General features: G+C 70.9%; 31 protein-coding genes. 10 read left to right on the top strand and 21 right to left on the bottom strand.

The features are described 5' to 3' along the window. Positions 1–21: 21 nt before the first annotated feature. Together ACFY2L_RS22305 and ACFY2L_RS22300 are read right to left on the bottom strand one after the other, a co-directional pair. Complete coding sequence (locus tag ACFY2L_RS22305; protein WP_390659402.1) at positions 22–1,482, bottom strand: aldehyde dehydrogenase family protein; 1,461 nt, start codon at positions 1,480–1,482, stop codon at positions 22–24. A gap of 170 nt (positions 1,483–1,652) precedes the next feature. Continuing rightward, positions 1,653–2,477, bottom strand: coding sequence for a helix-turn-helix domain-containing protein (locus ACFY2L_RS22300; RefSeq protein ID WP_390659505.1), 825 nt, complete (start codon positions 2,475–2,477; stop codon positions 1,653–1,655). Between the two features lie 374 nt (positions 2,478–2,851). On the opposite strand from ACFY2L_RS22300, the gene ACFY2L_RS22295 reads away from it, so the two are divergent. Then, positions 2,852–3,331 (top strand): ATP-binding protein, encoded by a 480-nt coding sequence (locus ACFY2L_RS22295; protein WP_390659401.1) that lies wholly within the window; start codon positions 2,852–2,854, stop codon positions 3,329–3,331. Positions 3,332–3,421: 90 nt separating this feature from the next. Here ACFY2L_RS22295 and ACFY2L_RS22290 read toward each other — a convergent pair whose 3' ends face one another. The 5 genes from ACFY2L_RS22290 to rpmG all read right to left on the bottom strand — a co-directional run bounded on the left by ACFY2L_RS22290 (position 3,422) and on the right by rpmG (position 6,112). Then, the gene (locus ACFY2L_RS22290; protein ID WP_052183895.1) at positions 3,422–3,640 is read right to left on the bottom strand and encodes a DUF397 domain-containing protein; all 219 of its coding nucleotides are present in this window, start codon (positions 3,638–3,640) and stop codon (positions 3,422–3,424) included. Positions 3,641–4,237: 597 nt separating this feature from the next. After that, positions 4,238–4,471, bottom strand: a complete 234-nt coding sequence (gene rpsR / locus ACFY2L_RS22285; protein ID WP_390659400.1) for a 30S ribosomal protein S18 — start codon at positions 4,469–4,471, stop codon at positions 4,238–4,240. 5 nt (positions 4,472–4,476) lie between these two features. Beyond that, the gene (locus tag ACFY2L_RS22280; protein ID WP_390823155.1) at positions 4,477–5,694 is read right to left on the bottom strand and encodes a CobW family GTP-binding protein; all 1,218 of its coding nucleotides are present in this window, start codon (positions 5,692–5,694) and stop codon (positions 4,477–4,479) included. After that, positions 5,691–5,945: a type B 50S ribosomal protein L31 gene (locus ACFY2L_RS22275; RefSeq protein ID WP_390659398.1), complete on the bottom strand. Its 255-nt coding sequence runs from the start codon at positions 5,943–5,945 to the stop codon at positions 5,691–5,693. Before ACFY2L_RS22275 ends, ACFY2L_RS22280 begins: the two co-directional genes overlap by 4 nt. A gap of 2 nt (positions 5,946–5,947) precedes the next feature. After that, on the bottom strand, positions 5,948–6,112 hold the full coding sequence (rpmG, locus tag ACFY2L_RS22270; protein ID WP_390659397.1) for a 50S ribosomal protein L33: 165 nt from the start codon (positions 6,110–6,112) through the stop codon (positions 5,948–5,950). Between the two features lie 62 nt (positions 6,113–6,174). Between rpmG and rpmB the strand changes: the two genes are divergently transcribed. The 4 genes from rpmB (at position 6,175) to ACFY2L_RS22250 (ending at position 8,636) form a co-directional block, all read left to right on the top strand. Continuing rightward, positions 6,175–6,411, top strand: a complete 237-nt coding sequence (rpmB, locus tag ACFY2L_RS22265; RefSeq protein WP_390659396.1) for a 50S ribosomal protein L28 — start codon at positions 6,175–6,177, stop codon at positions 6,409–6,411. Further along, positions 6,411–6,716, top strand: a complete 306-nt coding sequence (rpsN, locus tag ACFY2L_RS22260) for a 30S ribosomal protein S14 (RefSeq protein WP_390659395.1) — start codon at positions 6,411–6,413, stop codon at positions 6,714–6,716. Before rpmB ends, rpsN begins: the two co-directional genes overlap by 1 nt. Positions 6,717–6,824: 108 nt before the next feature. After that, the gene (locus ACFY2L_RS22255; protein ID WP_390823154.1) at positions 6,825–7,349 is read left to right on the top strand and encodes a hypothetical protein; all 525 of its coding nucleotides are present in this window, start codon (positions 6,825–6,827) and stop codon (positions 7,347–7,349) included. 750 nt (positions 7,350–8,099) lie between these two features. Next, complete coding sequence (locus ACFY2L_RS22250) at positions 8,100–8,636, top strand: DUF4232 domain-containing protein (RefSeq protein WP_390659393.1); 537 nt, start codon at positions 8,100–8,102, stop codon at positions 8,634–8,636. Between the two features lie 31 nt (positions 8,637–8,667). On the opposite strand, the gene ACFY2L_RS22245 is transcribed toward ACFY2L_RS22250, so the two are convergent. Continuing rightward, positions 8,668–9,798, bottom strand: coding sequence for a DUF2786 domain-containing protein (locus ACFY2L_RS22245; protein WP_390823153.1), 1,131 nt, complete (start codon positions 9,796–9,798; stop codon positions 8,668–8,670). A 79-nt stretch (positions 9,799–9,877) separates the two neighbouring features. On the opposite strand from ACFY2L_RS22245, the gene ACFY2L_RS22240 reads away from it, so the two are divergent. Then, positions 9,878–10,612, top strand: coding sequence for a Clp protease N-terminal domain-containing protein (locus tag ACFY2L_RS22240; protein WP_390823152.1), 735 nt, complete (start codon positions 9,878–9,880; stop codon positions 10,610–10,612). A gap of 36 nt (positions 10,613–10,648) precedes the next feature. Then, positions 10,649–12,364: a bifunctional 3'-5' exonuclease/DNA polymerase gene (locus tag ACFY2L_RS22235; protein WP_390823151.1), complete on the top strand. Its 1,716-nt coding sequence runs from the start codon at positions 10,649–10,651 to the stop codon at positions 12,362–12,364. On the opposite strand, the gene ACFY2L_RS22230 is transcribed toward ACFY2L_RS22235, so the two are convergent. The 3 genes from ACFY2L_RS22230 to ACFY2L_RS22220 all read right to left on the bottom strand — a co-directional run bounded on the left by ACFY2L_RS22230 (position 12,365) and on the right by ACFY2L_RS22220 (position 17,368). Continuing rightward, positions 12,365–15,499, bottom strand: a complete 3,135-nt coding sequence (locus tag ACFY2L_RS22230; RefSeq protein ID WP_390823207.1) for a BTAD domain-containing putative transcriptional regulator — start codon at positions 15,497–15,499, stop codon at positions 12,365–12,367. A gap of 439 nt (positions 15,500–15,938) precedes the next feature. Further along, complete coding sequence (locus ACFY2L_RS22225) at positions 15,939–16,832, bottom strand: glycosyltransferase family 2 protein (RefSeq protein ID WP_390659503.1); 894 nt, start codon at positions 16,830–16,832, stop codon at positions 15,939–15,941. 119 nt (positions 16,833–16,951) lie between these two features. After that, on the bottom strand, positions 16,952–17,368 hold the full coding sequence (locus ACFY2L_RS22220) for a DUF3052 domain-containing protein (RefSeq protein ID WP_390823150.1): 417 nt from the start codon (positions 17,366–17,368) through the stop codon (positions 16,952–16,954). Between the two features lie 111 nt (positions 17,369–17,479). On the opposite strand from ACFY2L_RS22220, the gene ACFY2L_RS22215 reads away from it, so the two are divergent. Continuing rightward, positions 17,480–18,265: a hypothetical protein gene (locus ACFY2L_RS22215; protein ID WP_390823149.1), complete on the top strand. Its 786-nt coding sequence runs from the start codon at positions 17,480–17,482 to the stop codon at positions 18,263–18,265. A 62-nt stretch (positions 18,266–18,327) separates the two neighbouring features. Here the strand turns inward: ACFY2L_RS22215 and ACFY2L_RS22210 are convergent, their stop codons facing one another. Then, complete coding sequence (locus tag ACFY2L_RS22210; RefSeq protein ID WP_390823148.1) at positions 18,328–19,248, bottom strand: hypothetical protein; 921 nt, start codon at positions 19,246–19,248, stop codon at positions 18,328–18,330. Further along, positions 19,249–19,668, bottom strand: coding sequence for an ATP-binding protein (locus tag ACFY2L_RS22205; RefSeq protein ID WP_390823147.1), 420 nt, complete (start codon positions 19,666–19,668; stop codon positions 19,249–19,251). It abuts the gene before it with no gap. A gap of 197 nt (positions 19,669–19,865) precedes the next feature. Between ACFY2L_RS22205 and ACFY2L_RS22200 the strand changes: the two genes are divergently transcribed. Both ACFY2L_RS22200 and ACFY2L_RS22195 read left to right on the top strand, forming a co-directional pair. Next, complete coding sequence (locus tag ACFY2L_RS22200; protein ID WP_390823146.1) at positions 19,866–20,717, top strand: helix-turn-helix domain-containing protein; 852 nt, start codon at positions 19,866–19,868, stop codon at positions 20,715–20,717. Between the two features lie 8 nt (positions 20,718–20,725). Beyond that, the gene (locus tag ACFY2L_RS22195; RefSeq protein WP_390823145.1) at positions 20,726–20,959 is read left to right on the top strand and encodes a DUF397 domain-containing protein; all 234 of its coding nucleotides are present in this window, start codon (positions 20,726–20,728) and stop codon (positions 20,957–20,959) included. 341 nt (positions 20,960–21,300) lie between these two features. Here ACFY2L_RS22195 and ACFY2L_RS22190 read toward each other — a convergent pair whose 3' ends face one another. The 8 genes from ACFY2L_RS22190 to ACFY2L_RS22155 all read right to left on the bottom strand — a co-directional run bounded on the left by ACFY2L_RS22190 (position 21,301) and on the right by ACFY2L_RS22155 (position 25,589). Then, positions 21,301–21,984 (bottom strand): hypothetical protein, encoded by a 684-nt coding sequence (locus ACFY2L_RS22190; RefSeq protein ID WP_390823144.1) that lies wholly within the window; start codon positions 21,982–21,984, stop codon positions 21,301–21,303. Positions 21,985–22,061: 77 nt separating this feature from the next. Then, positions 22,062–22,397, bottom strand: a complete 336-nt coding sequence (locus ACFY2L_RS22185; RefSeq protein ID WP_390823143.1) for a DddA-like double-stranded DNA deaminase toxin — start codon at positions 22,395–22,397, stop codon at positions 22,062–22,064. Between the two features lie 49 nt (positions 22,398–22,446). Continuing rightward, complete coding sequence (locus ACFY2L_RS22180; RefSeq protein ID WP_390659381.1) at positions 22,447–22,665, bottom strand: hypothetical protein; 219 nt, start codon at positions 22,663–22,665, stop codon at positions 22,447–22,449. Between the two features lie 18 nt (positions 22,666–22,683). Next, positions 22,684–23,169 carry an SUKH-4 family immunity protein gene (locus tag ACFY2L_RS22175; protein WP_390823142.1) on the bottom strand — a complete coding sequence of 162 codons (486 nt, stop codon included), beginning with the start codon at positions 23,167–23,169 and terminating at the stop codon, positions 22,684–22,686. Between the two features lie 65 nt (positions 23,170–23,234). Then, complete coding sequence (locus ACFY2L_RS22170; RefSeq protein ID WP_390823141.1) at positions 23,235–23,690, bottom strand: hypothetical protein; 456 nt, start codon at positions 23,688–23,690, stop codon at positions 23,235–23,237. A gap of 189 nt (positions 23,691–23,879) precedes the next feature. Further along, positions 23,880–24,170, bottom strand: a complete 291-nt coding sequence (locus ACFY2L_RS22165) for a hypothetical protein (protein WP_390823140.1) — start codon at positions 24,168–24,170, stop codon at positions 23,880–23,882. Beyond that, complete coding sequence (locus ACFY2L_RS22160) at positions 24,167–25,054, bottom strand: Hint domain-containing protein (protein WP_390823139.1); 888 nt, start codon at positions 25,052–25,054, stop codon at positions 24,167–24,169. The genes ACFY2L_RS22165 and ACFY2L_RS22160 overlap by 4 nt, the downstream gene beginning before the upstream one ends. A gap of 67 nt (positions 25,055–25,121) precedes the next feature. Further along, on the bottom strand, positions 25,122–25,589 hold the full coding sequence (locus tag ACFY2L_RS22155) for a hypothetical protein (protein ID WP_390823138.1): 468 nt from the start codon (positions 25,587–25,589) through the stop codon (positions 25,122–25,124). Positions 25,590–25,618: the final 29 nt, after the last annotated feature.

Below are 25,618 nucleotides of genomic sequence, written 5' to 3'. Positions count from 1 at the left end.
GGCTATGACCTTCGGGTGACCTCAGAACGGGAAGCCGCTGCGGCCGTGCTGGACCGAGATCCACTTGGTGGTGGTGAAGGCCTCCAGGGTGGTCTCCCCGTTGAGGCGGCCGACGCCGGAGTTCTTCTCGCCGCCGAAGGGGACGATCGGCTCGTCGTGGACGGTGGCGTCGTTGACGTGGATCATCCCGGTGACGATCCGCTTGGCGAAGGCGACGCCCCGCTCGATGTCGGCGGTGTGGACGGCGCCGCTGAGGCCGTACGGCGTGTCGTTGGCGATGCGGACCGCCTCCTCCTCGCCGTCGAAGGTGTTGATGAAGACGACGGGCCCGAAGACCTCCTGCTGGAGCAGGGCGGAGTCGAGGGGGAGCCCGGCGAGGACGGACGGCTCCACGAGGTTGTCGGTGGTCGTGCCGTGGACCAGTGCGGTGGCGCCCTCGGAGATCGCCTGCTCGACCGCGCCGGACACCGCCTCGGCCTGCTGGGAGTTGATCACCGGGCCGATGAGGGTCTGCGGGTCGCGCGGGTCGCCGGCCTTCAGGGTCTTCACCTTGGCGACGAACTTCTCGGTGAACTCGTCGGCGACCGAGCGGTCGACCAGGACGCGGTTGGCGGCCATGCACACCTGGCCCTGGTGGACGAAGCGGCTGAAGACGGCCGCGTCCACCGCGTAGTCGATGTCGGCGTCGTCGAGGACGACGAAGGCGCTGTTGCCGCCGAGTTCGATGATCGACCGCTTGAAGTGCGAGGCGGCGACGGTGGCGACGTGCCGGCCGACCTTGTCCGAGCCGGTGAAGGAGATCACGCGCGGGACGGGGTGCTCCAGGAAGGCGTCACCGATCTCGGCGATGTCGGTGACGACGACGTTCAGCAGGCCCGGGGGCAGCCCGGCGTCCTCGAAGAGCTTGGCGATCACCGTGCCGCCGGCGATCGGGGTGTTCTGGTGCGGCTTGAGCACCACGCCGTTGCCGAGGGCCAGCGCGGGGGCCACGGACTTCAGCGACAGCAGGAAGGGCACGTTGAAGGGGCTGATCACCCCGACCACGCCGACCGGTTCGCGGTAGACGCGGTTCTCCTTGCCGTCGATCGGCGAGGGGACGATCCGGCCCTCGGGGCGCAGCGCCAGATGGACCGACTCGCGCAGGAACTCCTTGGCGAGGTGGAGCTCGAAGGCGGCCTTGCCCAGGGTGCCGCCGGCCTCGGCGACGAGGAGCTCGCTGATCTCGGCCTCGCGCTCCTCGACCAGCCGCAGCACCTTCTCGAACACCGAGCGGCGGGCGTAGGCGTTGGTCGCGGCCCACTCCTTCTGGGCGCGGGCGGCGGCGCGGTAGGCCTCGTCGACCTCGTCGACCGTGGCTATGGTGATCGACGCGAGCTTCTCGCCGTCGTAGGGGTTGAAGTCGATGATGTCCCAGGACCCCGTCCCTGGACGCCACTTACCGTCGATGTACTGCTGGGCCAGGTCCGTGAAGTAGGACGACATGTGATCCCTCGATCCCCTGCTGCGGTGGCAGTCAAAACAGACGTGCGATGCATCACGATCTGATCACACGTCATCGTACGTGTGTTTCAAGGGAGTTGGTGGAGATCCGGGGCGTCTCCAGGGGAAGAGCCCCTGAGACCCGGCCGGAAGCGCAGGTGACCGCGGGAGGGCTACGACAGCTGGAGCAGTCCGCGCAGCAGGTCCCGGCTCTCGTCGGGCCCGGGACTGTCCTGCTGGAGCTCCTTCAGCGCCTGTTCGTACTGGCCGACGTCCTCACGCTTGTCCAGGTAGAGGGCGCTGGTGAGCTGCTCCAGGTAGACGACGTCCTGAAGGTCGGCGTCCGGGAAGCTCAGGATGGTGAAGGAGCCGGACTCGCCGGAGTGCCCGCCGAAGCTGAACGGCATGATCTGCAGGCGTACGTTGGGCCGCTCGGAGATCTCGATCAGGTGCTGCAGCTGCCCGCGCATCACCTCGCGGTCGCCGTAGGGCCGGCGCAGGGCGGCCTCGTCGAGGACGATGTGGAAGTCCGGGGCGTTCTCGTCGACGAGGTACTTCTGCCGCTCCAGGCGCAGTGCCACACGCCGGTCGATGTCCGCCGCGCCGGCGCCCTTCATGCCGCGGGCGACGACCGCGTGGGCGTACGCCTCGGTCTGCAGCAGGCCGTGCACGAACTGCACCTCGTAGACGCGGATCAGTGAGGCCGCGCCCTCAAGCCCGACGTAGGTGGGGAACCAGTTGGGCAGCACGTCCGAGTAACTGTGCCACCAGCCCGCCACGTTGGCCTCGCGGGCGAGTCCGACCAGCGCCTGGCGCTCGGTGTCGTCCGTGATGCCGTACAGCGTCAGCAGGTCCTCCACGTCCCGGGTCTTGAAGCTGACCCGGCCCAGCTCCATCCGGCTGATCTTCGACTCGGACGCCCGGATGTGATAGCCCGCCGCTTCCCGCGTGATCCCGCGGGCCTCACGCAGCCGCCGTAGTTGCGAGCCGAGCAGCATCCGCCGCACCACCGATCCGGGCTCTCCCGCGCTCACCTTGCCAGCCTCCCCAACCGTCCACAGGTTCCGCAGTCTGCCACTAAAACACTCCGAGCAGTACTCGTCCGATTACAGAGATGGAAAGAAGCCAAAGGATACGCATGGAAAGCCGCAAGGGAAGGGTGAGGAGAAAGCAAGGGAACGGCCTCTGAACGGCGAGAAGATGGCGGAAAAAATGGCCAAGAAGCGGTACGGGCAGGTCCATTTCGGTCACGTGCACGTGCATCTGCCCTTGCATCCGCCGTGCGCATCCGAAACCATGGTCCCGCGCCACCGCTGCATCGCAACGACCGCGAATCCCGGGAGTGCCTCGCATGGGGACGAATGGATCGACCATGCTCGAGCCGTTACGGCAGGGCCTTCCGCCGCTTGATCCCGCGGCCGTGTCCAACGCCGCGTCCTGCGCCCTGCCCGCCCGCCTCGAAGCGGTGCGCGAGGCCCGGCAGTTCACCAGGAGAACCCTCGGCCAGTGGGACGTGGGCGATCGTCTCGACGACGTGTGTCTGGTCGTCTCGGAACTGGTGACCAACGCCCTGCGGCACGGACTGTCCGACACCGCCGCGCTCCCGGCGGACCCGAATCCGGCGGTGCGACTGCATCTGGTGCGGTGGACCGAACGGCTGGTGTGCGCGGTGCGCGACCCCAGTCATGACAGCCCCCTGCCCCGCGAGGAGGAGGACTTCTCGGCGGAGTCGGGCCGCGGCCTGTTCCTCGTCGACTCCTTCACCGACGGCTGGGGCTGGCACCCGCTCTCGGGCAGCCTCGGCGGCAAGGTGGTCTGGGCGCTGTTCCGGCTGCACACACCCGCCGAATGACGAACCGCGGCACTCTTTGGTGCCGCGGTTCTACGCGCGTTGTAGGACTTTTTGCCGGGAAACACCCGACACGCGGAGCCGGCGACCGCGTCAGCTCGCGATCAGGTGGTCGAACTCGCCGTCCTTGATGCCGAGCAGCATCGCCTCGATCTCCGCCCGGGTGTAGACGAGCGCGGGACCGTCGGGGAAGCGCGAGTTGCGCACCGCCACGTCCCCGCCGGGCAGTCGCGCGAACTCCACGCAGGATCCCTGCGAATTGCTGTGCCGGCTCTTCTGCCAGGCAACCCCGTACAGCTGTGTGGCCGTCATGCCGTTGTACACGTCGTGCCCCCCGTCAACGTGGTGGTCCACAGGTCGCTCCCTGGTGGTGCACTGGCTCGTGTGGCCATTGGTGCCGTTGGTCAACTGTCCCGGATCATAACCCCGTTCATGTGCAGTTGCATGAGCAGATGCACGTGCACGTGGGGTGGTGGTGCGGTTACAGCTTTGACGCCCGCTTTACCCGCCGGAAAGTAGTCCGGGATCGAACTACTCCTGCACAGGAACAGACGCACGGCATGGCCGTCGTGTTCCGCCGGCACCGCACCGACAGACCGTTCACCTCCGTTTCAGGGCAGTCCAGGAAGACGGAAGCCCGCCGTCCGCTCCCCCCGGTGGACGTGACTCCGGACGTGGGGGTTCCGTGACTCCCGCCATCGGATGCGTGAACAGGTCCTGACCAATCGGACCGGGCATGACAAAGACTCGCCCCCGTGTACGACCGTGGGGATCGTACGCGGGGGCGAATCGGGGTGGTCGGCGACGGGCGGCCGGCGTCGGCCGTTCGTCCGGGGGCGGAAAGGACGGTGTCCGGTCCGGCTGGACGCCGAGGCCGGATCCGCTCGTACGGCCGCCGAGGCCGTCGGCTCAGCGGCTGCCGTAGGGCAGCAGGGCCATCTCGCGGGCGTTCTTGATCGCCCGGGACAGCAGGCGCTGCTGCTGGGCGGAGACCCGGGTGACCCTGCGGCTGCGGATCTTGCCCCGGTCGGAGACGAACTTCCGCAGCAGGTCGGTGTCCTTGTAGTCGATGTAGGTGACGCCCGCCTGGTCGAGGGGGTTGGGGCGGGACGCGGCGGGCTTGCGGTCGGTCTTGCGGGGCACGGGGGTCAGACCTCCAGGAGGGTGTCGAAGGCGGGCGGCAGCCGCTTCCAGGCCTCGCGGCCCGCGGCGTACTCGGCATCGGTGAGCAGGCAGGACTCGAGGAGCCGTTCGAGCCCGTCGCGGTCGAGGGCCGGGGACGTGAAGACCAGGTGCTGGCAGCAGTCGCCGTGTTCGGGGTGCCAGTCCAGCGCCGCGGCGGCGCGGCGCACCGGCGGGACCATGTCCCAGGCCGCGTCCGGGAGGGAGGCCAGCCAGGGGCCCGCCGACTCCACGCACAGCGCACCGCCCGCGGCGTCCCAGTGGAGCAGCACCTCGGGCCTGTCGGCGAGCCAGAACCGGCCCCGGCTGCGGGCGGCGGCGCAGGTCAGGTTCTCCAGCGCCGCGTACAGCCGCTCCGGGTGGAAGGGGCGGGTCCGGTGCCAGACGAGGGTGGAGACGCCGTGGGCGTCGGCCTCGGCGGGGAGCAGCGCGCAGGCGGGGTGCTGGGCGGCCGCGGCCGCCTCGGCGTCGAAGCCGGCCAGGGCGGCGGCCGCCAGCTCGGAAGTGCCGCGTGCATATGCACGTGCCGATGCATCGGTCGGAGCGCCCTCCGCCGGCCGGGCCGACCCGGCCACGGGCGCCCCGGGGCGCCCGGCGGGCAGCCGGACCCGGCGGGCCGTCGGATGGAGCTGGGCGAGCAGCTCGCGGTCCTCGTCGTCGGCCTCCCCGGAGTCGACGACGGCCAGCACGGGGGCGTACTCCAGCTGGCGCGCGAAGGTGTCGGCGACGGTGCGCCGGTCGGTGGCGGCCGCGGCGAGACCCACGTCCGCGAGGTCGTCGCCGTTGCCGAGGCAGGGCAGCAGCAGCGCCGGATCGACGGCGGTGATCACGCCGGTGACGGTGAGGCCGCCGGCCACGACCACCTCGGCCATGGCCTTCGGCTCCACGGAGTCCCAGAGCTCGACGACCGCGAGCCGGGTGGTGCCGTCGTCGGCGAGGCGGCGCAGCTCGGGGACCAGGTCCTCGCGCAGGGCGCAGCAGGCGCAGTCGTTGACCAGGGGCGCCTCGCCGGCGGAGAGGACTCCGCGCGCGTCGCGGACGGTCCGTACGACCGTGCCGGCCACGGCCGCGGCCAGGTCGTGGTGGAGTGCGACGCTGCCGGGGACGTCGGCGAGCAGGTGCGCCACCGTCGCCCGGCGGGCGTCGGCGTGCAGCCCGCCGACGATCACCACAGACAGGCTCACGCCCCGCCCCGCTTCCCGTACCGGCGCTCGAAGCGCTCGACGCGGCCGGCGGTGTCCATGACGCGGGCGGTGCCGGTGTAGAAGGGGTGGCTGACGTTCGAGATCTCGACGTCCACCACCGGGTAGGTGCGGCCGTCCTCCCATTCGATGGTCTTCTCGCTCGTCATGGTCGAGCGGGTCAGGAAGGCGTGGTGCGCGGCACGGTCACGGAAGACGACCGGACCGTAGGCCGGGTGGATTCCCTCGCGCATGGTCAGCGCTCCTCTCGGAACTCGACGTGGCGGCCGGCGACCGGGTCGTACTTCCGGAGGGTCATACGGTCCGGGTCGTTGCGGCGGTTCTTGCGGGTGACGTACGTGAAGCCGGTCCCCGCCGTGGACCGGAGCCTGACGACCGGGCGGAGTTCGTTGCGTGCCATGCTGCTATGTTACTGAAAATGAATCCCATTAGCGATAGTGGTCCGAGAGAGGTACGTCACCCATGTCCGCGCACTGCATGCTGACCGGCGCCCGGCCCGGCTTCGGCAACCGTGTCTCCCACTCCCACCGGCGGACCTCCCGCCGCTTCGACCCGAACGTGCAGTCCAAGCGCTACTGGCTGCCGAGCGAGGGCCGGTACGTACGACTGCGCCTGAGCACGAAGGGGATCAGGACCGTGGACGCGATCGGCGTCGAGGCCGCCGTGGCGCGGATCCGGGCCCGAGGGGTGCGCGTCTGATGGCGAAGAAGAGCAAGATCGCGAAGAACGAGAAGCGGCGGGAGGTCGTCGCGCGGTACGCCGAGCGGCGGGCCGAGCTGAAGGAGATCGTCCGGCGGCCCTCGTCGACGCAGGCCGAACGGCTCGCCGCCCAGCGGGAGCTGAGCCGGCAGCCGAGGGACGCGAGCGCCACGCGCGTACGCAACCGGGACCAGGTGGACGGGCGGCCGCGCGGATACTTCCGGGCGTTCGGGCTGTCCCGGGTGGGGGTCCGGGAGCTGGCGCACGCCGGATGTCTGCCGGGGGTGCGGAAGTCGTCCTGGTAGCTCACAGGCCCGTCCTGTCAGGTCACAGGCCGCGCCCAGGGTGGCGGCGAGGCGGGCTGGTAGCTTGCTGCCGGTCCGTCCCGTCCGGCTACACCCTGGGAGCTTGCAGTGACTACGGCGATCTACACGCGCGGCACGTCCCGTCGGCCGGTGCGGGCCGTGGCCGCGGCCGCGGCGCTGGCCGGCGCGCTCACGCTCACCGGGTGCGGAGCGGGCGACGGGGGCGACGACGACACCACGGCCGCACCGTCCGTCTCCGCCGGGACGGCGACCGCGGACACCGGCGGCGCGAGCGGCGACTCGGGCGGGGCCACCGCGTCGGCCGCGAGCGAGCTGGAGGGCAGCTGGCTGACCACGGCGGACGGCAAGACCGTGGCGCTGATCATCAACGGCGAGCAGGCCGCCCTCTTCGCCACCGGCGGGACCGTGTGCAGCGGGACCGCCGGCAAGCAGGCGGGCATGGAGATGATCTACCTCAAGTGCCCGACCGGCTCGAAGGCCCGTACGACCGGCATGGTCGACTCCGTCGACGGCGACTCGCTGACGGTCACCTGGACCGGCGCGGCCGGCAAGGAGACGTACACCAAGACCGAGGGCGGCCAACTGCCTTCGGGCCTGCCGACAGCGGGGTAGGGCTCTCCGCACCCGGGGCGGGAGTCGCGGGGCGGGGGTGGCGGGGCCAGGGCCGGAGCGGGGGCGCCGAGGCGCGCCCGCTGAGGGCGTCACGCCGGAGCCGTGCGGCGGGGAGGGTGCCGCTGGAGCCGTGCGGCGGGGACCGTGCCGCTGGGGGCCTGACCGCTGGGGGTGTGGCGCCGGAGCCGTGCCGCTGGCGGGGTGCCGCAGGGAGCGGGACGCCGGAGCCCCGCCGCAGGGACGTGCCGCCGGGGCGTGCCCGCTGAGGGCGTGGCGCCGGAGCCGTGGGTCCTGGAGCGTGCCGCTGGAGCCGCGCCGCGGGGACGTGCCGCTGACGAGGTGTCGCAGGGAGCGGGACGCCGGAGCCCCGCCGCAGGGACGTGCCGCCGGGGCGTGCCCGCTGAGGGCGTGGCGCCGGAGCCGTGGGCCCTGGAGCGTGACCCCTGGGGAGCGTGTTGCTGGAGCCATGCCGCTGGCGGCGTGCCCGCTGAGGGCGTGGCGCCGGACCGTGGCCCAGGGGCGTGGCCACTGGGGAGCGTGTCGCCGGAGCCGTGCCGCCGGGAGCATGGTGCTGGCCGCGCGCCGCCAAGCCGTGCCGCTGGCGGGGTGCCGACGGGAGTGTGGTGACGGCGTCGGGGCGCGGGGGTGGGCCGTTGGGGCGCGTGGTGCTGTGGGCGGGGGCGCGCGAGGGGGCGGCGCACGCGTGCGTGATGATCCTTCGAGCACCGTCACGAACCTCAGGGGACCTTCATGCGCGCCGTTCCGATCACCGTCACCGCCCTCGCCTCGGCCCTGCTCCTCACCGCCTGCTCCTCCGGCGGCGACGACGGCGGCTCCGGCGACACCGGGAGCAAGGCCGCCGACAAGGCCGCCGGTTCCGCCTGCGCCTTCGGCGAGCTGAGCCAGGAGGTCGGCCCGGTCGACGCCGCCCCCGCCGCCGGGGACACCGGCAACGTCACCGTCACGCTCACCAACAAGGGCGCCGAGTGCACCCTGGACGGCTTCCCCGCCGTCGACCTCCACGCCGGCAAGGCCTCCGCGACCGTGGAGAAGGCCGCCGGTGCCGAGGCGCAGAAGCTGACCGTCCCCGAGCAGGGCACCTTCACCTTCACGATCACCTATGTGCGGGGCGACGGCGGCGACGGCCTCGCCGTCAAGACGGTGGAGTACGGCCTGCCGGGGTCCGACAAGACGGAGAGCTTCCCCTGGTCCTACGGCGAGGTGGCGCTGAAGAGCGGGAACGTGCCGGATGCGTCGGTGACGGCCTTCCAGCAGGCCGGCGACTGACCCCGCGGCCGCGAGGCTATGGCGGCCGGGGTCACGGCAGCCGGGGCCGCGAGCCGACCTGGGCCCGGTCGGCGGCCTCGGCGCCCTCGGTCCAGCCCGCCTCGTCGGTGATCCCGCGCAGCCGGGTGGTGACCGTGTCCGGGAACATCCGGTCGGTGGCCGCCGTGACCGCGACCTCCCGGGTGGCGAGGACGGGCAGCAGGTCGTCGCTCACCTGGGTTCCGGCGGCGGCCGCGACCTCGCCGAGGCGGCCGCCGATACGGTGCGCGTAGGCGGCGAGGAAGGACTGCCGGAAGGTCTTGGTCCGCTTGCGTCCGCCGGCGCGCTGGGCGGCCTCCGCCTTCGCCAGCGCCGACTGCGCCTGCACCAGGAGCGAGGTGTAGAGCAGCTCCACCGTCTCCAGGTCGGCCTCGAACCCGACGACCGTGGAGAAACCGAAGGGTTCGTTCCAGACCGCCCGGCAGTGGTTGGCGTCCGCGACCGCGTCCAGCAGCACCGCCTTGGCCTGCTCGTACGGCGGTTCCACACCGATCCGGCAGGCGCCGGGCGCGTCCGGGTCCGGGGCCTGGGCGTCGAGCAGCGCCTCGTCGACGCTGTGCCGGGCCATCAGCTCCTGCGCCTTCGCGGTGAGCGCCTCCGCCTCCTCGGGATACCCGGTCGCCTCCGCCTTGGCGAGCAGTGCGCGGATCCGCGTGAGCATGGGCGAGCCGGAGCGGCGGCCCGGCCCCGGCCGTGACTCGTCGAGGGGTTCGAGGGCGGGCAGGCGCAGCAGCAGGCGGTAGAGCTCCAGCACCGCGGTGGCGTGCGAGAAGCGGTCGGTGCGGGGCGGGGCCCCGTCGGGCAGTTCGGCCAGCTGGGCCCTCCAGCGGGGGCCGCGCGCCCTGTCGTCCGGCGCCTGCGCGCGGATCAGCGCGGTCAGCAGGCGAACGTGGACCTCGTCCAGTTCGCGCCGCACGAGCCGTACGACGTCGGCGGGCTGCCAGCCGCGCCGCCAGGCCGCCGCCACGAACTCCGTTCCGCGCCGGGCGAGTTCGTCGTCCGCCGAGGGGTCGGCGGCGAGGAGGGAGGCGCCGGTGTCGAGGGCGGTGTCGGCGGTGTCGTGGAGGGCGGTCCGCAGGGCGCGTTCGACGGCGGCGTCGGGGGTGCTGCTGGTGTTGCTCACCGGTCGATGGTGACACGCGCGCGTACGCCACTGACAACCCGAGGTTGACAGCCCTAGGGTGTCAACCTACGGTTGACACATGGCGACGAACCCTTCCCTCCCGTCATCCGTACGGCTCGACGAACTCATCGCGGCCATCAAGAAGGTTCACCCCGAACCCCTCGACCAGCTCCAGGACGCGGTGATCGCCGCCGATCACCTCGGCGAGGTGGCCGACCATCTGATCGGGCACTTCGTCGACCAGGCCCGCCGCTCCGGCGCCTCCTGGACGGACATCGGCAGGAGCATGGGCGTCACGCGGCAGGCCGCGCAGAAGCGGTTCGTGCCCAAGGAGTCGGCCGACCTCGATCCGAGCCAGGGCTTCAGCCGCTACACCCCGCGCGCCCGCAACGTCGTGATGGCCGCCCACAACGAGGCCGTCGCCGCCGGCAACACCGAGGGCCGCCCCGAACACCTCGCCCTCGGCCTGCTGGCCGAACCGGAGGGCCTGGCCGCCAAGGCGATCACCGCGCAGGGCGTCCTCCTGGACGACGTGCGCCAGGCCGCCGGCGCCGCACTGCCCGCCGCCGCCGAGGACGCCCCCGAGCTCGTCCCGTACGGCTCCGACGCCAAGAAGGTCCTGGAACTCACCTTCCGCGAGGCGCTCCGCCTCGGCCACAACTACATCGGCACCGAGCACATCCTGCTCGCCCTGCTGGAGTTCGAGAACGGCGAGGGCGTGCTGTCGGGCCTCGGCCTCACCAAGCCGGCCGCCGAGGAGTACCTGCTCGCGGCCCTCGACAAGATCAAGGTGACGTTCGACGAGCAGAGCTGAGGGCCGTTGTCAGACCCTCCTGCGACACTCGCAACCATGACCGACCGGTGGGCCCTCGCCCCGGCCGAGGACGGCGGCGCCGAGCTCGCCCCCCTCGGTCCGGACGGGCTGCCCGCCGGCCCGGTGCTGAGGGAGGCGGACCTGGCGCGGGCGGTGCGCGAGCGGCCCGGCGTCACCCGCTGGGTCTGGCGCTCCACGGCCGAGGTGTATCCGCGGCTGCTCGCCACGGGGGTGCGGGTGGAGCGGTGCTACGACGTCGAGGACGCCGAGACCCTCCTCCTGGGCCACGAGGGGCGGTACGGAGAACCCCGCTCGGCCGCAGCCGCCCTGGCCCGGCTGCGCGGCGGACCCGTACCGCCGGACCCGCCGCAGCGCTCCGCCGCGCCCGGCGCCCAGTCCTCGCTCTTCGAACCGCGGTCCGTCCAGTCCGCCCCCCTGCCGCTCACCGACCTCGCCGAGGTCTACGCCGAGCAGCAGCGGCGGCATGCGCGGGCCGAGCACCCGGACCGGATGCGGCTGCTGACGGCGGCCGAGTCGGCGGGGATGCTGGTGGCCGCCGAGATGAACCGCTCGGGACTGCCGTGGAGCGCGGAGGTGCACCGCGCGGTGCTGCGGGACCTGCTCGGCGAGCGGTACGCGGGCGGGGGCGAGCCGCGCCGGCTGGCCGAGCTGGCCGACGAGGTCTCCGCGGCCTTCGGGCGCCGGGTCCGCCCCGACCTGCCCGCCGACGTGATCAAGGCGTTCGCCCGGGCCGGGATCCGGGTGAAGTCGACCCGCCGCTGGGAGCTGCAGTCGATCGACCACCCGGCCGTCAAACCGCTGATCGAGTACAAGAAGCTGTACCGCATCTGGGTCGCCCACGGCTGGTCCTGGCTGCAGGACTGGGTGCGCGAGGGCCGCTTCCGCCCCGAGTTCCTGGCGCACGGCACGGTCACCGGCCGCTGGGTCACCAACGGCGGGGGCGCCCTGCAGATCCCCAAGGTCATCCGGCGGGCCGTGGTCGCCGACCCCGGCTGGCGGCTGGTGGTCGCCGACGCCGACCAGATGGAGCCGCGCGTCCTGGCGGCGATCTCCCGCGACCCCGGTCTGATGGAGGTGGCAGGCCAGGAGACGGACCTGTACCAGTCCGTCTCCGACCGCGCCTTCTCCGGCGACCGCGACCAGGCGAAGCTCGCCGTCCTCGGCGCGGTCTACGGCCAGACCTCCGGGGACGGCCTGAAGAACCTCGCCGCTCTCCGCCGCCGCTTCCCGCGCGCGGTGGCGTACGTGGACGAGGCGGCCAGGGCGGGCGAGGAGGGCCGGCTCGTCCGGACCTGGCTGGGGCGGACCTGCCCACCGGCGGCCGGCGCCGACGACGCCGGGACGGAGGAGGCGGGCATCCCGGTCGGCCCCGCCGGTCCGGCCGAGCGCGAGGAAGCGGAGGACGGCCGGCACTGGGTGCCCGGTTACGCCTCCTCCGACGCCCGCGCGCGGGGCCGTTTCGCCCGCAACTTCGTCGTCCAGGGCAGCGCCGCCGACTGGGCGCTGCTGCTGCTCGCCGCACTGCGGCGCACCTGTGCGGACATGGCGGCCGAACTGGTCTTCTTCCAGCACGACGAGGTGATCGTGCACTGCCCCGAGGAGGAGGCGGAGACCGTCGTCGCCGCGATCCGGGAGGCGGCCGGCCTGGCGGGGCGGCTGACGTTCGGGGAGACCCCGGTGCGGTTTCCGTTCACGACGGCGGTGGTGGAGTGCTATGCCGACGCGAAGTGATCACCCCAGCCCGTCGAGCAGTGCCGCGAGTTCGGCCACGACCGCCTGCTCGTCCGTGCCGTCCAGCGCATCGAGGGCCGCCCGCCACTGCGCGCGGGCCTGGTCCGTACGCCCCTGCTCGCGCAGCAGGAGACCGTGCTGGTGGCGGGCGAGCCCGCCCGTGTAGCGGTCGGCGCGGGCGTCGGCGCGGCGCAGCAGTTCGGCGCACTCCGCCGCGGCCGGTCCGGTACGGCCCAGCAGGCGCAGGGCGCGGACCAGCCCCAGCCGGGTCTGCGACTCGCCGTGCCAGTCGCCGTGTCCGCCGAGAATGCGCAGACTCTCCTCGAAGTGCGGCAGGGCGGCGGCCGGTTCGCCGAGGGTGAGATGGGCGTAGCCGATGTTGCAGTGCGCCGAGTGCTGCACGATCACGGCGCCGATCCGGTCCCCGAGGGCCAGGGAGCGGCGGTGCTGCTCGATGGCGGCGCGCGGGTCGGTGTGCTCGTAGAGGTTGCCGAGGTGGCTGTGGGTGACGGCCTCCCCGTGCGGGTCGTTCAGCCGGCGCGAGTACTCCAGGCTCCGGCGCAGGGCCTCGCCGGACTCCTCGTACCGGCCGAGGCTCTCCAGCAGCAGCCCCCGGTTGTTGAGGCAGCGGCGGACCCAGGAGAGCCGGCCGAGCCGGCTCCAGACCTCCAGGGCACGGTCGTTGAGGACCAGCGCCTCCTGCTGGCGGCCGGTCAGGAAGTGCAGGCCCGCGAGGTCGCCGAGCGCGTACGCCTCCGCCGCCTCGTCCCCGAGCCGCCGCGCCGCGCGCAGCGCGGCCCGCCCGAGCACCTCCATCTCGGCGACCCGGCCCCGGCGCTGGAGGTAGGGGAAGAGCAGGCGCAGGAGAGTGGAGACGAGGCCGGCCTCGGCGTCTTCGCCGGCGTCCTCCACTAGGGCGACGACGTTCTCCAGTTCGGTGTCCGCCCAGGCGAAGGCCTCCTCGGGCCCGGGGAATTCGGGCGCGGCCGCGAGGTGTGCGGCGTGGGCGGGAGGCTGGGCGCTGGTGGGACGCCGGCGGTCGTCCTGGTCGAGCCCGGGTTCGATGATGGCGGTGAGGGTGCGTTCGGCGACGGCGGCGTACCAGTGGAGGGCGTCGCGCCTGACCGCGCCGGACCGCCCGTCGCTCCCCGCGAGTTCGCGCGCGAAGTCCCGTACGAGGTCGTGGGGCGCGTACCGGCCGTAGGCGCTCTCCTCCAGCAGGGCCACGTCGACGAGCCGGTCCAGAGCGGCCTCGGCGCGGCGCTCGTCGGTGCCGGTGAGGCGGGCCAGCAGGGGCACACCGTACGCGGGCAGGTCGAGGGCGCCGATGCGGCGCAGGGCGAGGGCCGCGTCCTGGTCGGCCTCGCGGGCGGAGGCGGCGAGGGCGTCGTGGGCGACGGCGAGGGAGCGGCGCACGCTCAGGTCGTCGTATTCGAGGTGGTGCAACCTGCCCTGGGTGGCGGCCAGTTGCCGGGCGAGGGTGTCCGGGGTGAGGGCCCGGCGGGCGGCCAGGCGGGCGGCGACGACCCGCAGCGCGAGCGGCAGGCGCCCGGTGAGCCCGATGAGCGGGTGGTGCGCGTCCAGACCGTCGAGGCCGCCGTCGCCCTCGGGGTCCTCGGGGTCGTCACGGCCGGACAGCGCGCGCAGCAGGGTGGCGCTGTCCTCGCCCGACAGGGGCGCGAGCGGAAAGCGGTGGACGCCGTCGAGGGCGGTGAGCGGGGACCGGCTGGTGACGATCACCGCGCAGCCGGGACCGGCCGGCAGCAGGGGGCGGATCTGGGCGGCGCTCGCGGCGTCGTCCAGGACGAGGAGGGTGCGGGTGGGCGCGAGCAGGGTGCGCAGCAACGCGGCCGCCGCATCCGGGTGTTCGGGGATGTGCCGGGGTTCGGTGCCGAGGTCGCGCAGGAGGGCGGCGAGCGCCTGGGCGGCGGGGAGGGGCGTCATGCCGGGGGTGGCGCCGTGCAGGTTGAGATAGAGCTGACCGCTGGTGAAACGTTCCCTCAGGGTGTGGGCCACCTGGAGGGCGAGGGCGCTCTTGCCGACGCCGGCCATGCCGCTGATGACGGCGAGCGGGGTGGAGCCCTGCGGTGGGGGTGCCGCGAGAAGGCCGACGAGCCGGCGGAGGATGCCGTCGCGGCCGGTGAAGTGCGCGGGCGGCGGGGGAAGTTGGGCCGGGCTGCGGGCGGCGGCGGGCGAACCCAGGGGGGCGGAGGAGGGGTGGGAGGCTCCGGGGGGCTGGGAGCCTCCAGGGGGCTGGGAGCCTCCGGGGGGCTCGATGCAGCCCTCACCGCCGTCCTCACCGCCGTCCTGGCTGCCGCCCTCACCGCCGTCGGTACTACGGTCACCACTGCCCGGCCGCTCCGCGTCGGCCGCTCCCTCCGCGCCTCCCCGCAGCACCTCCACATGGGCCTCGCGGACCGCCGGTCCCGGTTCGACGCCGAGTTCCTCGACGAGACGGGTGCGCAGATCGCGGTGGACGGCGAGGGCCTCGGCCTGGCGGCCGGTGTGGTGCAGGGCGAGCATCAGCTGACGGTGGTACGCCTCGCGCAGCGGATACTCGGCGGCCAGCGCGGTCAGTTCCGGGACGATCCGGTCCGGCCGGCCGCCGCCGAGGGCGAGTTCGGCGTCGTAGCGCCACTCCAGCAGGAGCAGCCGGGCCTCCCGCAGCCGCCGTACGAGGGCGTAGCCGCCCAGGTCGGCGGGGAGCCCGCTGAGCGGGGTGCCGCGCCACAGCGCGAGCGCGGCAGCGCACTCGGCGACGACGCGCTCCCAGTTGCGGGCGGCGTGCGCCCCGCGCGCGGTGGCGACGTGCCGCTCGAAGACATGGACGTCGAGCTCGCCCTGCTCGACGCGGAGTTGGTAGCCGGGCGGCACCGCCCGCAGCCGCTCCGGGTCGTCGAGGAGCCGGCGCAGCCGGGTGACGTGGTTGTGCAGCGAGGCTTGCGCGGAGGCCGGCGGCGCGCCGCCCCACAGCGCCTCCTTCAGCGACTCGACGGGCACGATCCGGCCGGCGTCGAGGAGGAGGACGGCGAGGAGGGTGCGGATCTTGGGGCTGCGGATGGTTGTGTACGGCTCGCCGGGGAAGAAGAGGACCGGCGGCCCGAGCAGTCCGAACCGCAGCTCGTCCTGCCGCATCACGTCTACCGCCGCCTTTCCGTCTCTGTGCAAACAGTCGCTTCAGGCCATGTGACCAGCGGCGACAGCGGCACCCGTTGGCAATATGTTAGCGATCCGTTGGTCCAACCTGATGTGATCACATCATCGGAACCGGCCCGACGGCGCGCGCGTGTGAACGCGCAACTCGGGGGAGTGCCGCCGCCGCGGCCGGGTCCGGGGGCGTGTCGGGCCCCGGTCGGCGGAGGTGAACGACCGGGGCTCGCGCCCTGTATCTACGCGTGTCGGCCGTACGGCGGACAGCAGGCCGGACGACGGCAGGCCGGCCACACGGCGGGAAGCCGGCCGGACGGCGGACAGCCGGCTACACGGCGGGGAGCCGGCCGGACGACGCACAACCGGCCGGGCAGCGGACGAGGGACAGCCGGACAACAGCCGGTCAGCCGGTCAGCCGGTCAGGTCAGATGACGGGTGGGCGGCCGAGTCGGGTCAGCCGCCATACCGTCCGCCATCGCATGGGCCGCCGGGGACCGGCCGGTCCCCGCACCCCCTCCGCGAACCCGCCGAACCAGGCCTTGAGCCCGCCGAGCGACCGTGTGCGCAGCAGCGTGACGGCGATCCACACCCCGAGATGGACCGGGATGAGCGGCAGGGGCAGGTTGCGCCGGACCAGCCAGACGCGGTTGCGGGCGGTGACGCGGTAGTAGATGGCGTGCCGGGCGGGCGAGGTCTTGGGGTGCTGGAGCAGCAGCTCGGGCGCGTAGAGGATCTTCCAGCCGGCGTCGGTGGCACGCCAGGCCAGGTCGGTCTCCTCGTGCGCGAAGAAGAACTCGGCGGGCCAGTCGCCGGTCTCGGCGAGCATGGCCATGCTGAGCGCGTGTCCGCCGCCGAGGAAGCCGGTGACGTACCCGCCCTCCATCGGGTCGGAGGCGCCGACGCGCGGCACGTGCCGGCGCTGGGTCTCGCCGGTCTCGTCGGCGATGCGGAAGCCGACGATGCCGAGTCGAGGGTCGGCGGCGTACAGGTCACGCACGCGGCGCAGCACGTCGGCGTCGACCAGCAGTCCGTCGTCGTCCAGTTCGACGACGACGTCGACGTCCCCGAACTCCCGCAGCCGGGCGAGGGCGACGTTGCGGCCGCCGGGGCAGCCGAGGTTCTCCTCGACGTCGATGGTGGTGACCTCGCCCGGCAGGGAGAGACGCTCGGCGAACTCGGGAAGCTCACAGCCGTTGCCGACGATCACGATGCGGGCGGGGGCCAGATCCTGCTTGGCGACCGACTCCAGCAGGGCGTCGACCTCGGCGGGCCGGTTGCCCATGGTCACCACGGCGACGGCGATCCTCGGCTCCACCACGTCCCTCAACGCCCCTCACTCCGTCCGGCCGACGGCGACACTCACCCGCGCTCCCGTGGCGCGACGCCCGTCGTTCACCAAGATGTTGCCCTAGATACGGAGGTTGCCCGAACACCGGTTCACTTTGCGCCGCTTTTACGGCGATTTTCCCGCCACCGTACGAACTTCAGCCCCGACCAGTCCTCCCCCAGCGCCGCGACCTTCACATCGACGACACCGAGGGGGAGGAAGAGGTCGCGGAGGCCGTTCTCGGTGATGTCACTGAGGTGGCCGGCGGCTTTCCTGGGCCAGGCGATCCAGAGCATGGCGTGGTCGGCGAGGTCGTGCACGAGGGTCGGGGATTCGGCGGCGAGCTCGGCGTACGAGTGGTAGAAGGCGACGGTGAGATCGGCGTCGCGGGGCCCGCCGGGGGCGAGGTCGACGGCGTCGGGGAGGTCGGGCACGGCCCACCCGGTCGGCGCGTGCAGGAACCTGAGCCGGTGTCCCGGCTTGACACCGAGCTTCTTGGCGAGGGGGGTGCCGGAGTAGCCGCTCACGATCCCACCGTAACGCCGCCCCGGACGAGCGGCCTGAGTACGCCTACTCATGCCAAGCGCCACCGGCGCGGGGACGATGAACGTGCTGATGGACCGGTGGGAGGCGGGGGCATGGGCAGATTCCTGGGGGCGGTGGCGGCCGTCGTGGCAGCGGCCGCGGCGCTGGTCTTCGCGTACGTGGCGGGGGCGCCGCCGGCGGTGGTGTTCGCGGTCGGGGCGGGCGTGCTGAGCCTGCTGTGGCTGATGCTGCTGCTCACCGTGCCCTGGAACCTGTACTTCCGGGCGCATGCCGTGCTCGCCGAGATCACGGTGAGCCGGGAGAAGGGGATGAAGATCTCCGAGGCCAGGGACGCCGAGGCCGCGCGGATCGCCCGCGCGATGCTCCGGGCGGCGGTCGCGGGTCACGTGGTGACGGCGGCGGTCGTGGTGGCGATCACCTGGGCGACGGGTGAGTTCACGGGCTACTGGTTCGCCGCGTTCTTCCTCCTGAGCACCTTCTTCCGCCCGGCCGGCGCCTACTTCGCCCAGCTCCGGCGCCGCCTGGGCACCCTTCTGAAGGAGGTGAAGTACCCGCGGGACGACGTCGTGGAGCTGCGGACCCGACTGGACCGCGCCGAGGCGGGGACGCGGGTTCTGGAGGAGAAGGCGGAGGAACAGTACAAGGCCCTCGCGGAACTGCGGCGCACCGTGGACGCGCTGGCCCTGAGCACGCACGAGCGTGCCGAGGGCACGGACCGTCGGATGGCGGCGCTGGGGCGCGAATTCGAGTCCACGGTGAACCGACTGACCGACAATCAGGAGATCATCGCGGGGGTGAAGGCGTTCCTGCGGTTGCTGCGGTCGGACGATCTGAGCGGCGGGGCGGCGAGCGGGGGTGGGGGTCCGGTCTCCGGGTGAGCGCGCGTCGGCCGAGAGCGAGGCCGTGGATACCGCTGGAACCGCCCGTGTCGGCGATGCGATCAGCCGGACAGGCCCTGGTCGCCTTCTCCGGCGGCGAAGAGGTCGTCGGCGGTGGTGGCGTGGACGGCGCGCTGGGACCATGTGGTGAGCTGGTCCAGGTCGGTGCAGGCCTCCACGCGGGCGCGTGCCTCGTCGGGGACGTCGATGCCGCGCCAGCGCAGGATGTTCAGGGTCATCTCGGCCCGCTCCTGGATCCGACCTTCCTCCCGCCCCTCTTCTCGCCCCTCTTCCCGGCCTTCCTCGGCCCACGGGTGGCGCCAGAAGTACTGCATCGCCGTCATCATGTCCCTCCACATCTGCCGGGCCTGGACGTCCGCCAGGCACGAGTCGACGAACTGTGCGAGCACCACGGCGGTGTCGCGGTCCAGGGTCCGCAGGGCGGCTTCCAGCGGTTCCAGTATCGCCGGGGCCTGCCGCCCACGGCCGTGTGTCATGGCCGAGAGCACCGCAAGGGGTGGATCCTGTCTGGCCTCCCGCTCGGTCGCGATCAGCGGCACGTTCTCCGGCCCGAGGACGAACGGCCGGACCGTCAGCGAGGGCATGCCGTGCACGCCGAGGTGGATGGGCTCGGCCGCCCAGCGGGCCGTGGCCCTGCTCTGGGTGACGACGATGAGGACGGGCTCGCTGCGGTACTTCTCGTGGAGGTAGCTGAGATAGTAGGGCCCGCTGCTGCGTTTGCGCTCGTCCGGCTTGCCCTGCGACTCGACGACGAGGAGGTAGGTTCCCTCGTCGGTCTCGGCCCGCAGCAGCGTGTCGACGCGGCGCTCGACGGGCTCGATCTCGGTGAGGTCGACGTTCATGGCCGCGAAGTCACGGGGCTCGGGGAAGGGGATGTGCAGTACCTGCTGGAGGGCCCGGGTGAGGAGCGCGGGGTCCTTCTGGAAGATGCGGTGCAGCGCCTCGTGCGACGAGCTGACCATTTACGCGGCTCCCAGTTCGCACCAGACCAGCTTGCCGGGCAGCCCCAGCCGGGAGAGGGGTTGCCATCCCCACAGGTCGGAGCATGCGCGTACGAGGGCGAAGCCGCGCCCGCTCTCGGCGTCTGCGAGTTCGCTGAAGTCACTCGGGGGTTCGGGAGGCGCGGGGTCGGCGTCCCAGGCTCCGATCTGCAGGACGCCGTCGCGGTGGCGGATGCGCAGGCAGACGGGGCCCTTGGTGTGCAGTACGGCGTTGGAGACCAGCTCGGAGGCGAGGAGTTCGGCGGTCTCGGTGAGGTGGGCCAGACCATGGAGGGCAAGGATCAGGCGGAGGGTGCGGCGGGCGACCGTAACCGATCTCGGGTCGGTGGGGATGTAGAGGGAGTACTCCCAGGAGTCGGGAGTGGGGGCGGTTTCGGGCATGGGGCAGCTCCGTGCGAGTGAAGGGCGGGGGAGGCGGTGGCAGTGCCGCAGCCGTCATGGCAGGACGGAGCGGTGCGCTTCCGTTGCGTGATGTTCGCGTCACCGACGGTAGACCTGGATTTCCAGGTCAAGCAAGCCGATCGCGTAATCTGACCCCGAACGAGTGGCACTCATGGGTGCGTTGGGAGGAGTGACCAATGGGCTTGAGGCCCGAACCGACGGCGCGCCAGGTGCGCTTGGCGGTTGAGCTGCGCAGGCTTCGCGAAGCGGCCGGCCTCAAGGCGCGGGAGGCGGCGGCCCTGCTCGGGGTGAGCTCCACCCAGATCAACCAGATCGAATACGGCCAGTCGGGCGTGAGCGAGAAGCGGTTGCGGAGCCTGGCCGCGCACTACGCCTGCATGGACGAGGTATTCATCGACGCCCTGGTGGCAATGGCGACCGACCGGACACGCGGCTGGTGGGAGGAGTACCGGGGCCGACTGCCGTCGGCGTTCCTGGATCTCGCCGAGTTGGAGCACCACGCCACCTACCGAGCGGACGTGGAGTGCCTGCACGTCCCGGGGCTGCTACAGACAGAGGACTACGCCCGCTCGGTGTTCGCGTATCGAGTTCCCGAACTACCGGCCGAGGACCTGGAATTGCGGGTCGAGCACAGGATGAGGCGCAGGGTCGTCCTGGATCGACCGGAGCCGGTCCCGTACGAGGCGGTGATCCACGAAGCGGCGCTGCGCATCAGAGTCGGCGACCGGGCAGCCGCCCGGGCCCAACTGACCCACATCCTGGCCCTGTCCGAGGCTGACCACGTCACGGTCCGGGTGATCCCCTTCGACCGGGACGGCTTCGCAGGAGCCTGGAACACCATGATGCTTGCGGGTGGTGCCGTGCCCAAGCTCGACTCCGCGCAGCGGGACGGGCCCGAAGGTACGGCGCTAATCGACTCCGAAGCTCAGCTCGGCGCCCTTCGAACGCTCTTCCGTAAGCTGGAGGCGGAGTCACTGGATCCCGAACGGTCGCGAGACTTCATGAGCAGGCTGGCGAAGGAATGGTGAGGCGTGCTGTGACCACCCCCAATCACTGGCAGAAGTCGTCCTACTCCGGCGGCTCCGACGGCAACAACTGCCTCGAACTCGCCGCCACCCCCACCGCCCTCCACCTCCGCGAATCCGAAACCCCCGCCACGATCCTCACCACCACCCCCACCGCCCTCGCGAACCTCCTGGCCGGCATACGCACAACAGGAAACAGCCGTATGCCCGATGGTCGGCCGAACTCGACGCCGAGATCGCAGTAGCGCACCCTTCACGTCCGGCCGTATCGACTTGGTGCCCTACGCCGTCCAGCAGTACAGACAGCGGCCCCGCCGACCGCTGCCACGAGCCAGTCGAGCCAGGTCATTCAGGAGCCGGGTCGCGATCCCATGGCCGAACGTCTCACCGTCCGCAGCCCGGACCTGAACCCACAGCCGGCTGACTTCACCGAGGCGGGAAGGGTCGGCTGTGGCAGGGCGTCCTGCATCGAACTGCCCCTGCAGGCGGTCGCCGGCTGAATGCGCTGCCTCGTCATACGAGCAGACGGGCGAGCCGGTGGGCGAACTCAGTGGAATCAAAGGCAACCACGGACGGGAAAGCCGCCTTACTCGTCTTCGTCCATGTCCTCTTCGTCGAATCCGAAGTCGAGCCACTTCACGCTGGTGGCGGAATGCAAATATTCGAGAGCCGATGGACTGGTGCCTGAGATACGCACGGAAGAATATCCACTCCTGTTCAACCAGGGAGAACGGGGCTCCACCGCCGGACCCACGCTTGCGATCAGAGAATCAGTCATGAAGATGCGGTAACCGGTCCGCGGCCACCTCCATTCACCGAAGCCGACCTCCTGCATGGGAGCGAGAATCCCAGGCAGTTCTTCGTCGGGCACCTGGTCCCCGAGCAGACTCGCTTCGACCAGCGCAATCGTCTCAATCACCGTCGCGTGGACAAGGAATTCAGCGAGGCGCTCGGGAACGCTATGCCACTCACCGCCCGGCTCCCCTTCGTACACCAGATCCGGATTTTCTTCACCAAAGGCCCAGGCCCAGTCGCCTGTTGCATCCCTCATGAACACTGCTTTGCCCTGATCGAATTGGATCAGGGAAGGCTTGATCATCCGGTTGGCGCCGAAACGCAGCTTCCTCCAGCGAGACGCGAGAACATGCCACTCCCGAAGCGGCTCGGGAAGACTGGAAACATCGGGCGGCAGCCCCTGCCCCGACGGCACCGGCTCACCGTGCCATCGGGTCAGGAAATCCGGAAGGTCGATATCCACGGGGTCGAACACGCCGTCATTATGTCACGAGCGACAAAAGCCGAAGCCCCCGACCGGAGGAAACCGTCCGGGGGCTTCTGAAGCTGAGATCAGTCAGCGCCGCCGATGAACATCCTGTTCTTGATGACTCCGGCTTCATTTCGCCAGATCACCAGCAATCGCCCGCCTTCTGGAAGCATGGCTCGCATGGCGGGCCGGCAATACTTGCATGCTCCGTAAGTGCCGGTGAGATACAGCGTGGCGTTCACGCCGGGGTTGCGCCGCATGATGGCGGAACTTTGGTTCTCAAGATGGTGGAAGTTCTCAGGTGTCGTACCCGGAGGCGCCACGTGATCCGGAAGGCAGTTGCGGCACCCACCCTCCAACGTCTTACCGGACGAGAGGTTGAAGCGCTGCCCGTCGTCGAGGACGAGGTGGCCCGACATCCCACCCGGCTCGTCGAAGTCGTCGACCGCCTCGACCAGCAGTCCGAGATCATCCGTTGAGCCGATCGCCCAGGAGAAAGTCCGGAATACCGACGCTCAACCGCAGCAGGCCCTCACCGCCCCCGGAACCGACCGGCACGAAACCCCGTGTCGTCTCGACCACGGCACCGTCCGGAGTCGGGGACACAGATCCGATGTCGCATGCGCGCAGCGTCGCGGCTTCTCTCATGGCCGCAGCGAGATCTCCCTGGCCGAGACGTTCCCCCATGCCTTGGTTCCTTCTCGCCTACGCGTAATCACCGTTCGCCACATCAAACAGGAGCGAGTGCCAGAACCCAGGGTCTTCACGGAGCGCGGAAGGGTCTATCGCCATGATGGCCCGTTCCAGTGACTCGGCGATCTCGGTCCACTCGTCGGGGTCGGCATCCCCGGATGCGCCGGACGTCGCCCTCTCGAACTCCTCCAGGCACCGCACGAAGCTCTGCGGCGAATCGCTCACATGGAACTCGGTGGAGGCGTACGCCTCGACGTACAGGACGGCTCCCGTCGCGCAGTCGACGAAATACCTCCCGTCGCCCTCCCCGTCGTCACCGATCCGTACGACGTCACGGCCTCCGATCCGCTCGGGTTCGGAGACCTCGGGCTCAGCCACGGTGAAGAGGGCAGAGGCGGATGACAGCAGGCCACCGGATACGAGGAACTCGCGGGCGATGGCCTTCCTTACATGCTCAAGGGACATGGTGTTCCCTGACGCTTTCTTGAGTCGTGCCATGCGTGGGACTCGGTGAACGCGTACGGGACGGCGCCGGTAGCGCGGTCGACGCAGCGGGGGACCGCCTATGCCCCATAGCCGGGGGCGGCGATCAGGGCCGACTCGAAGTAATACCCCTCTTCGCCGCCGGAACCCTCGGGCGTCACACTCCTCCAGAGCCCGATGAAGACATCAGGGGCCGTGACGTTCAGCTCCTCGTCCTCGATCTCGACCCGGAAAATCTCGGAGAGTCGCGAAATAACGACATCGGCAGGCTCTTCGAACAAGGACAGGCCACGAAACACGACCTGCACGTCCCCTTCGGGTCGGAAAAGCTCGATTGCGCGCACCACTCCGCGCGGATCGAAGTCCAGAGAGATCGACAACTCCGACTCATAATGCGCAAAGCCTTTGTTCCTGACCTCCCCCGGGGCCGGCGGCACGAATCCCGGGATCTCGCGCAGGATTCGCTCAGCATCCTCGATGGGCATACCGATCACCAGGTCGCCCATCCCCCGCGGGGGATCAAGATCAATCACCATTTGCGCCTCCGAGGCACCCTCGTGGTCCACCTTCAATCGCCGCGAGGTCGTCCACTGAGCACATCTACCGCACCCCTGGAGACTCCCGGAGCCTTCTTCACGGCGCGTATGCGCGTCAACCTCCGGCAGTCCGCCGAACTCCCCCTGGTGCACCGCGCCCCAGGCCGAGACCTGAGGCGGGTACAGGGCTCACTGCTCCTCGGTCAATCCCATCGCAAAGGGAATCCCACGGATGAATTCCGCCATGTGTGCGTCGCCTTCGGACGAAGCCATCCGCTCGAGTAGCTCCCTGAACTCTTCGCGTTCGCTGTCGGTGTACTGAAGGAGCTCGTACCCCATGTGCTCCAGACCGCGCACCGCAGTATCGGGATCCACCTCGTCGGGCCCGCACTCCTCCAGCAGCATCATGGCCACCAGCATGGCCCTGACCAGGGGTTCCGGGTTCATATCACTGCCCAATCCTGACGACGATGCGCTCACTTGGCGTACTGCATAAACCTGTTCATCGCAGCGAGCGCCGTCGCGTTCGGCACCTCGTAGACAGGCGTCAGGCCATGATAGGCGGCTTTCGCGGCCTGCCGCCGCGCCAGGTCAACCGCCTTTTCCGTGAATCGCGGGTTGGTCTTGCGGTCGATGATCTCAATTCCGTCAACGCCGTCGAACTTGGCAGTGACGACCGAGCCGTCCGCAGCCGGCATCTCCAACGGCGGCGCGAGGGCTCTTCTGCTATCAACCGCGGAACGTGCTCCCGAGGTCCCCGACTGGAACTCGTAGGCGTTACTCGGCATGCCGTACCTCTGTTGGCTCAGATCGCCGCCTTCCTCGACCCAGTTCGCGGTACTTTCGGCGTCACCGCAGTTGTGGACGAGGACCGGAGATGCCCCCGCCAGCACGTAGTACGTGTGCAGCATGCTGACGGTGAGGTTGTGGACCGTCGCGTCGAGCGCCGTCCACCGCTCGACCGCCGTGATCTGGACCAGAGTGCCGGCGCTGGTGCGCAGCCACCCGCCCGACTTGAGGTCGGTCGCGTCGATCCACTCGGCGAGCTCCGGGGCCCAGAAGGGGTGGCCGTCAGTCGCGGTGACCTGGGCAAGGTGCTTGACGCCCTTGCCCTTGATCTCTGCGGTGACCGTCTCCACCGTGGTCTCGCCCGTTTCCGGGTCGGTCGCCAGGACCTTGTCGCCCGCCTTGACGTCCTTGATGGCCTTGGTGGAGCCATCGGCCATCAGGACCTTGGTGTCGGGAGTGAAGCTGTTGTTGATCGGGCAACTGGCGCCGCCCCGCCGCCCGAGTCCTCCTTGCCCGAACCGTTGCGCGAGCCGCCGGCAGGATCGTACTAACGCAATGGCTCGTGCGCCGGGCACGGCACCACCCCTGCCTCAGCGCCCTGAACCAAGGCGCCCGAGAGCGGGTGACGCCCCTTCGACGCCGTCAGTTGGCACCACTGAGGGCATCAGCGACAGCCTGCTTCTGAAACTCGATGACTTCACGACACCGGGCGTTCGCCAGCTCCGCCTCGAGGCTGTAGACCGGGATGTCCTCGCGGTCGAGCACTGCCTCGTAGCAGAAGTTCAGCACGCCGTACAGGACTTGCCCGCTCAGCCCTTCAGGCGCGTCGCTGCATGCGAGAAGCGCCGAGAGCATCTGCGACGTTCCATATTCCTCCGCGATCTCGTCGAGTTCCTCGTACTGATCAAGCATCTCCTCCGGCAGCACGATCTTCTCCCGGCCCGCACGAAGATCCTCGTGCCCCAGCCTGAGCCCCTCATTGAGGTACTCCCGGATCTCGACCGTCTCGATCGGCCCCATGGCGTCGAGCGTCCAGTCCATCACTTTGAGGGCTGTGGCCAGCCGACGGGTGGGCTGGATGTTCTGCAACTCAGCCTGCACCGAGCGCATTTCACGATCCCACAGGTACACGACGAACC

Source organism: Streptomyces sp. NPDC001381 (assembly GCF_042895685.1).
Lineage (GTDB): Bacteria > Actinomycetota > Actinomycetes > Streptomycetales > Streptomycetaceae > Streptomyces.
Note: the sequence above shows the minus strand (reverse complement) of the source record. Positions and strands in the feature narration are given on the sequence as shown.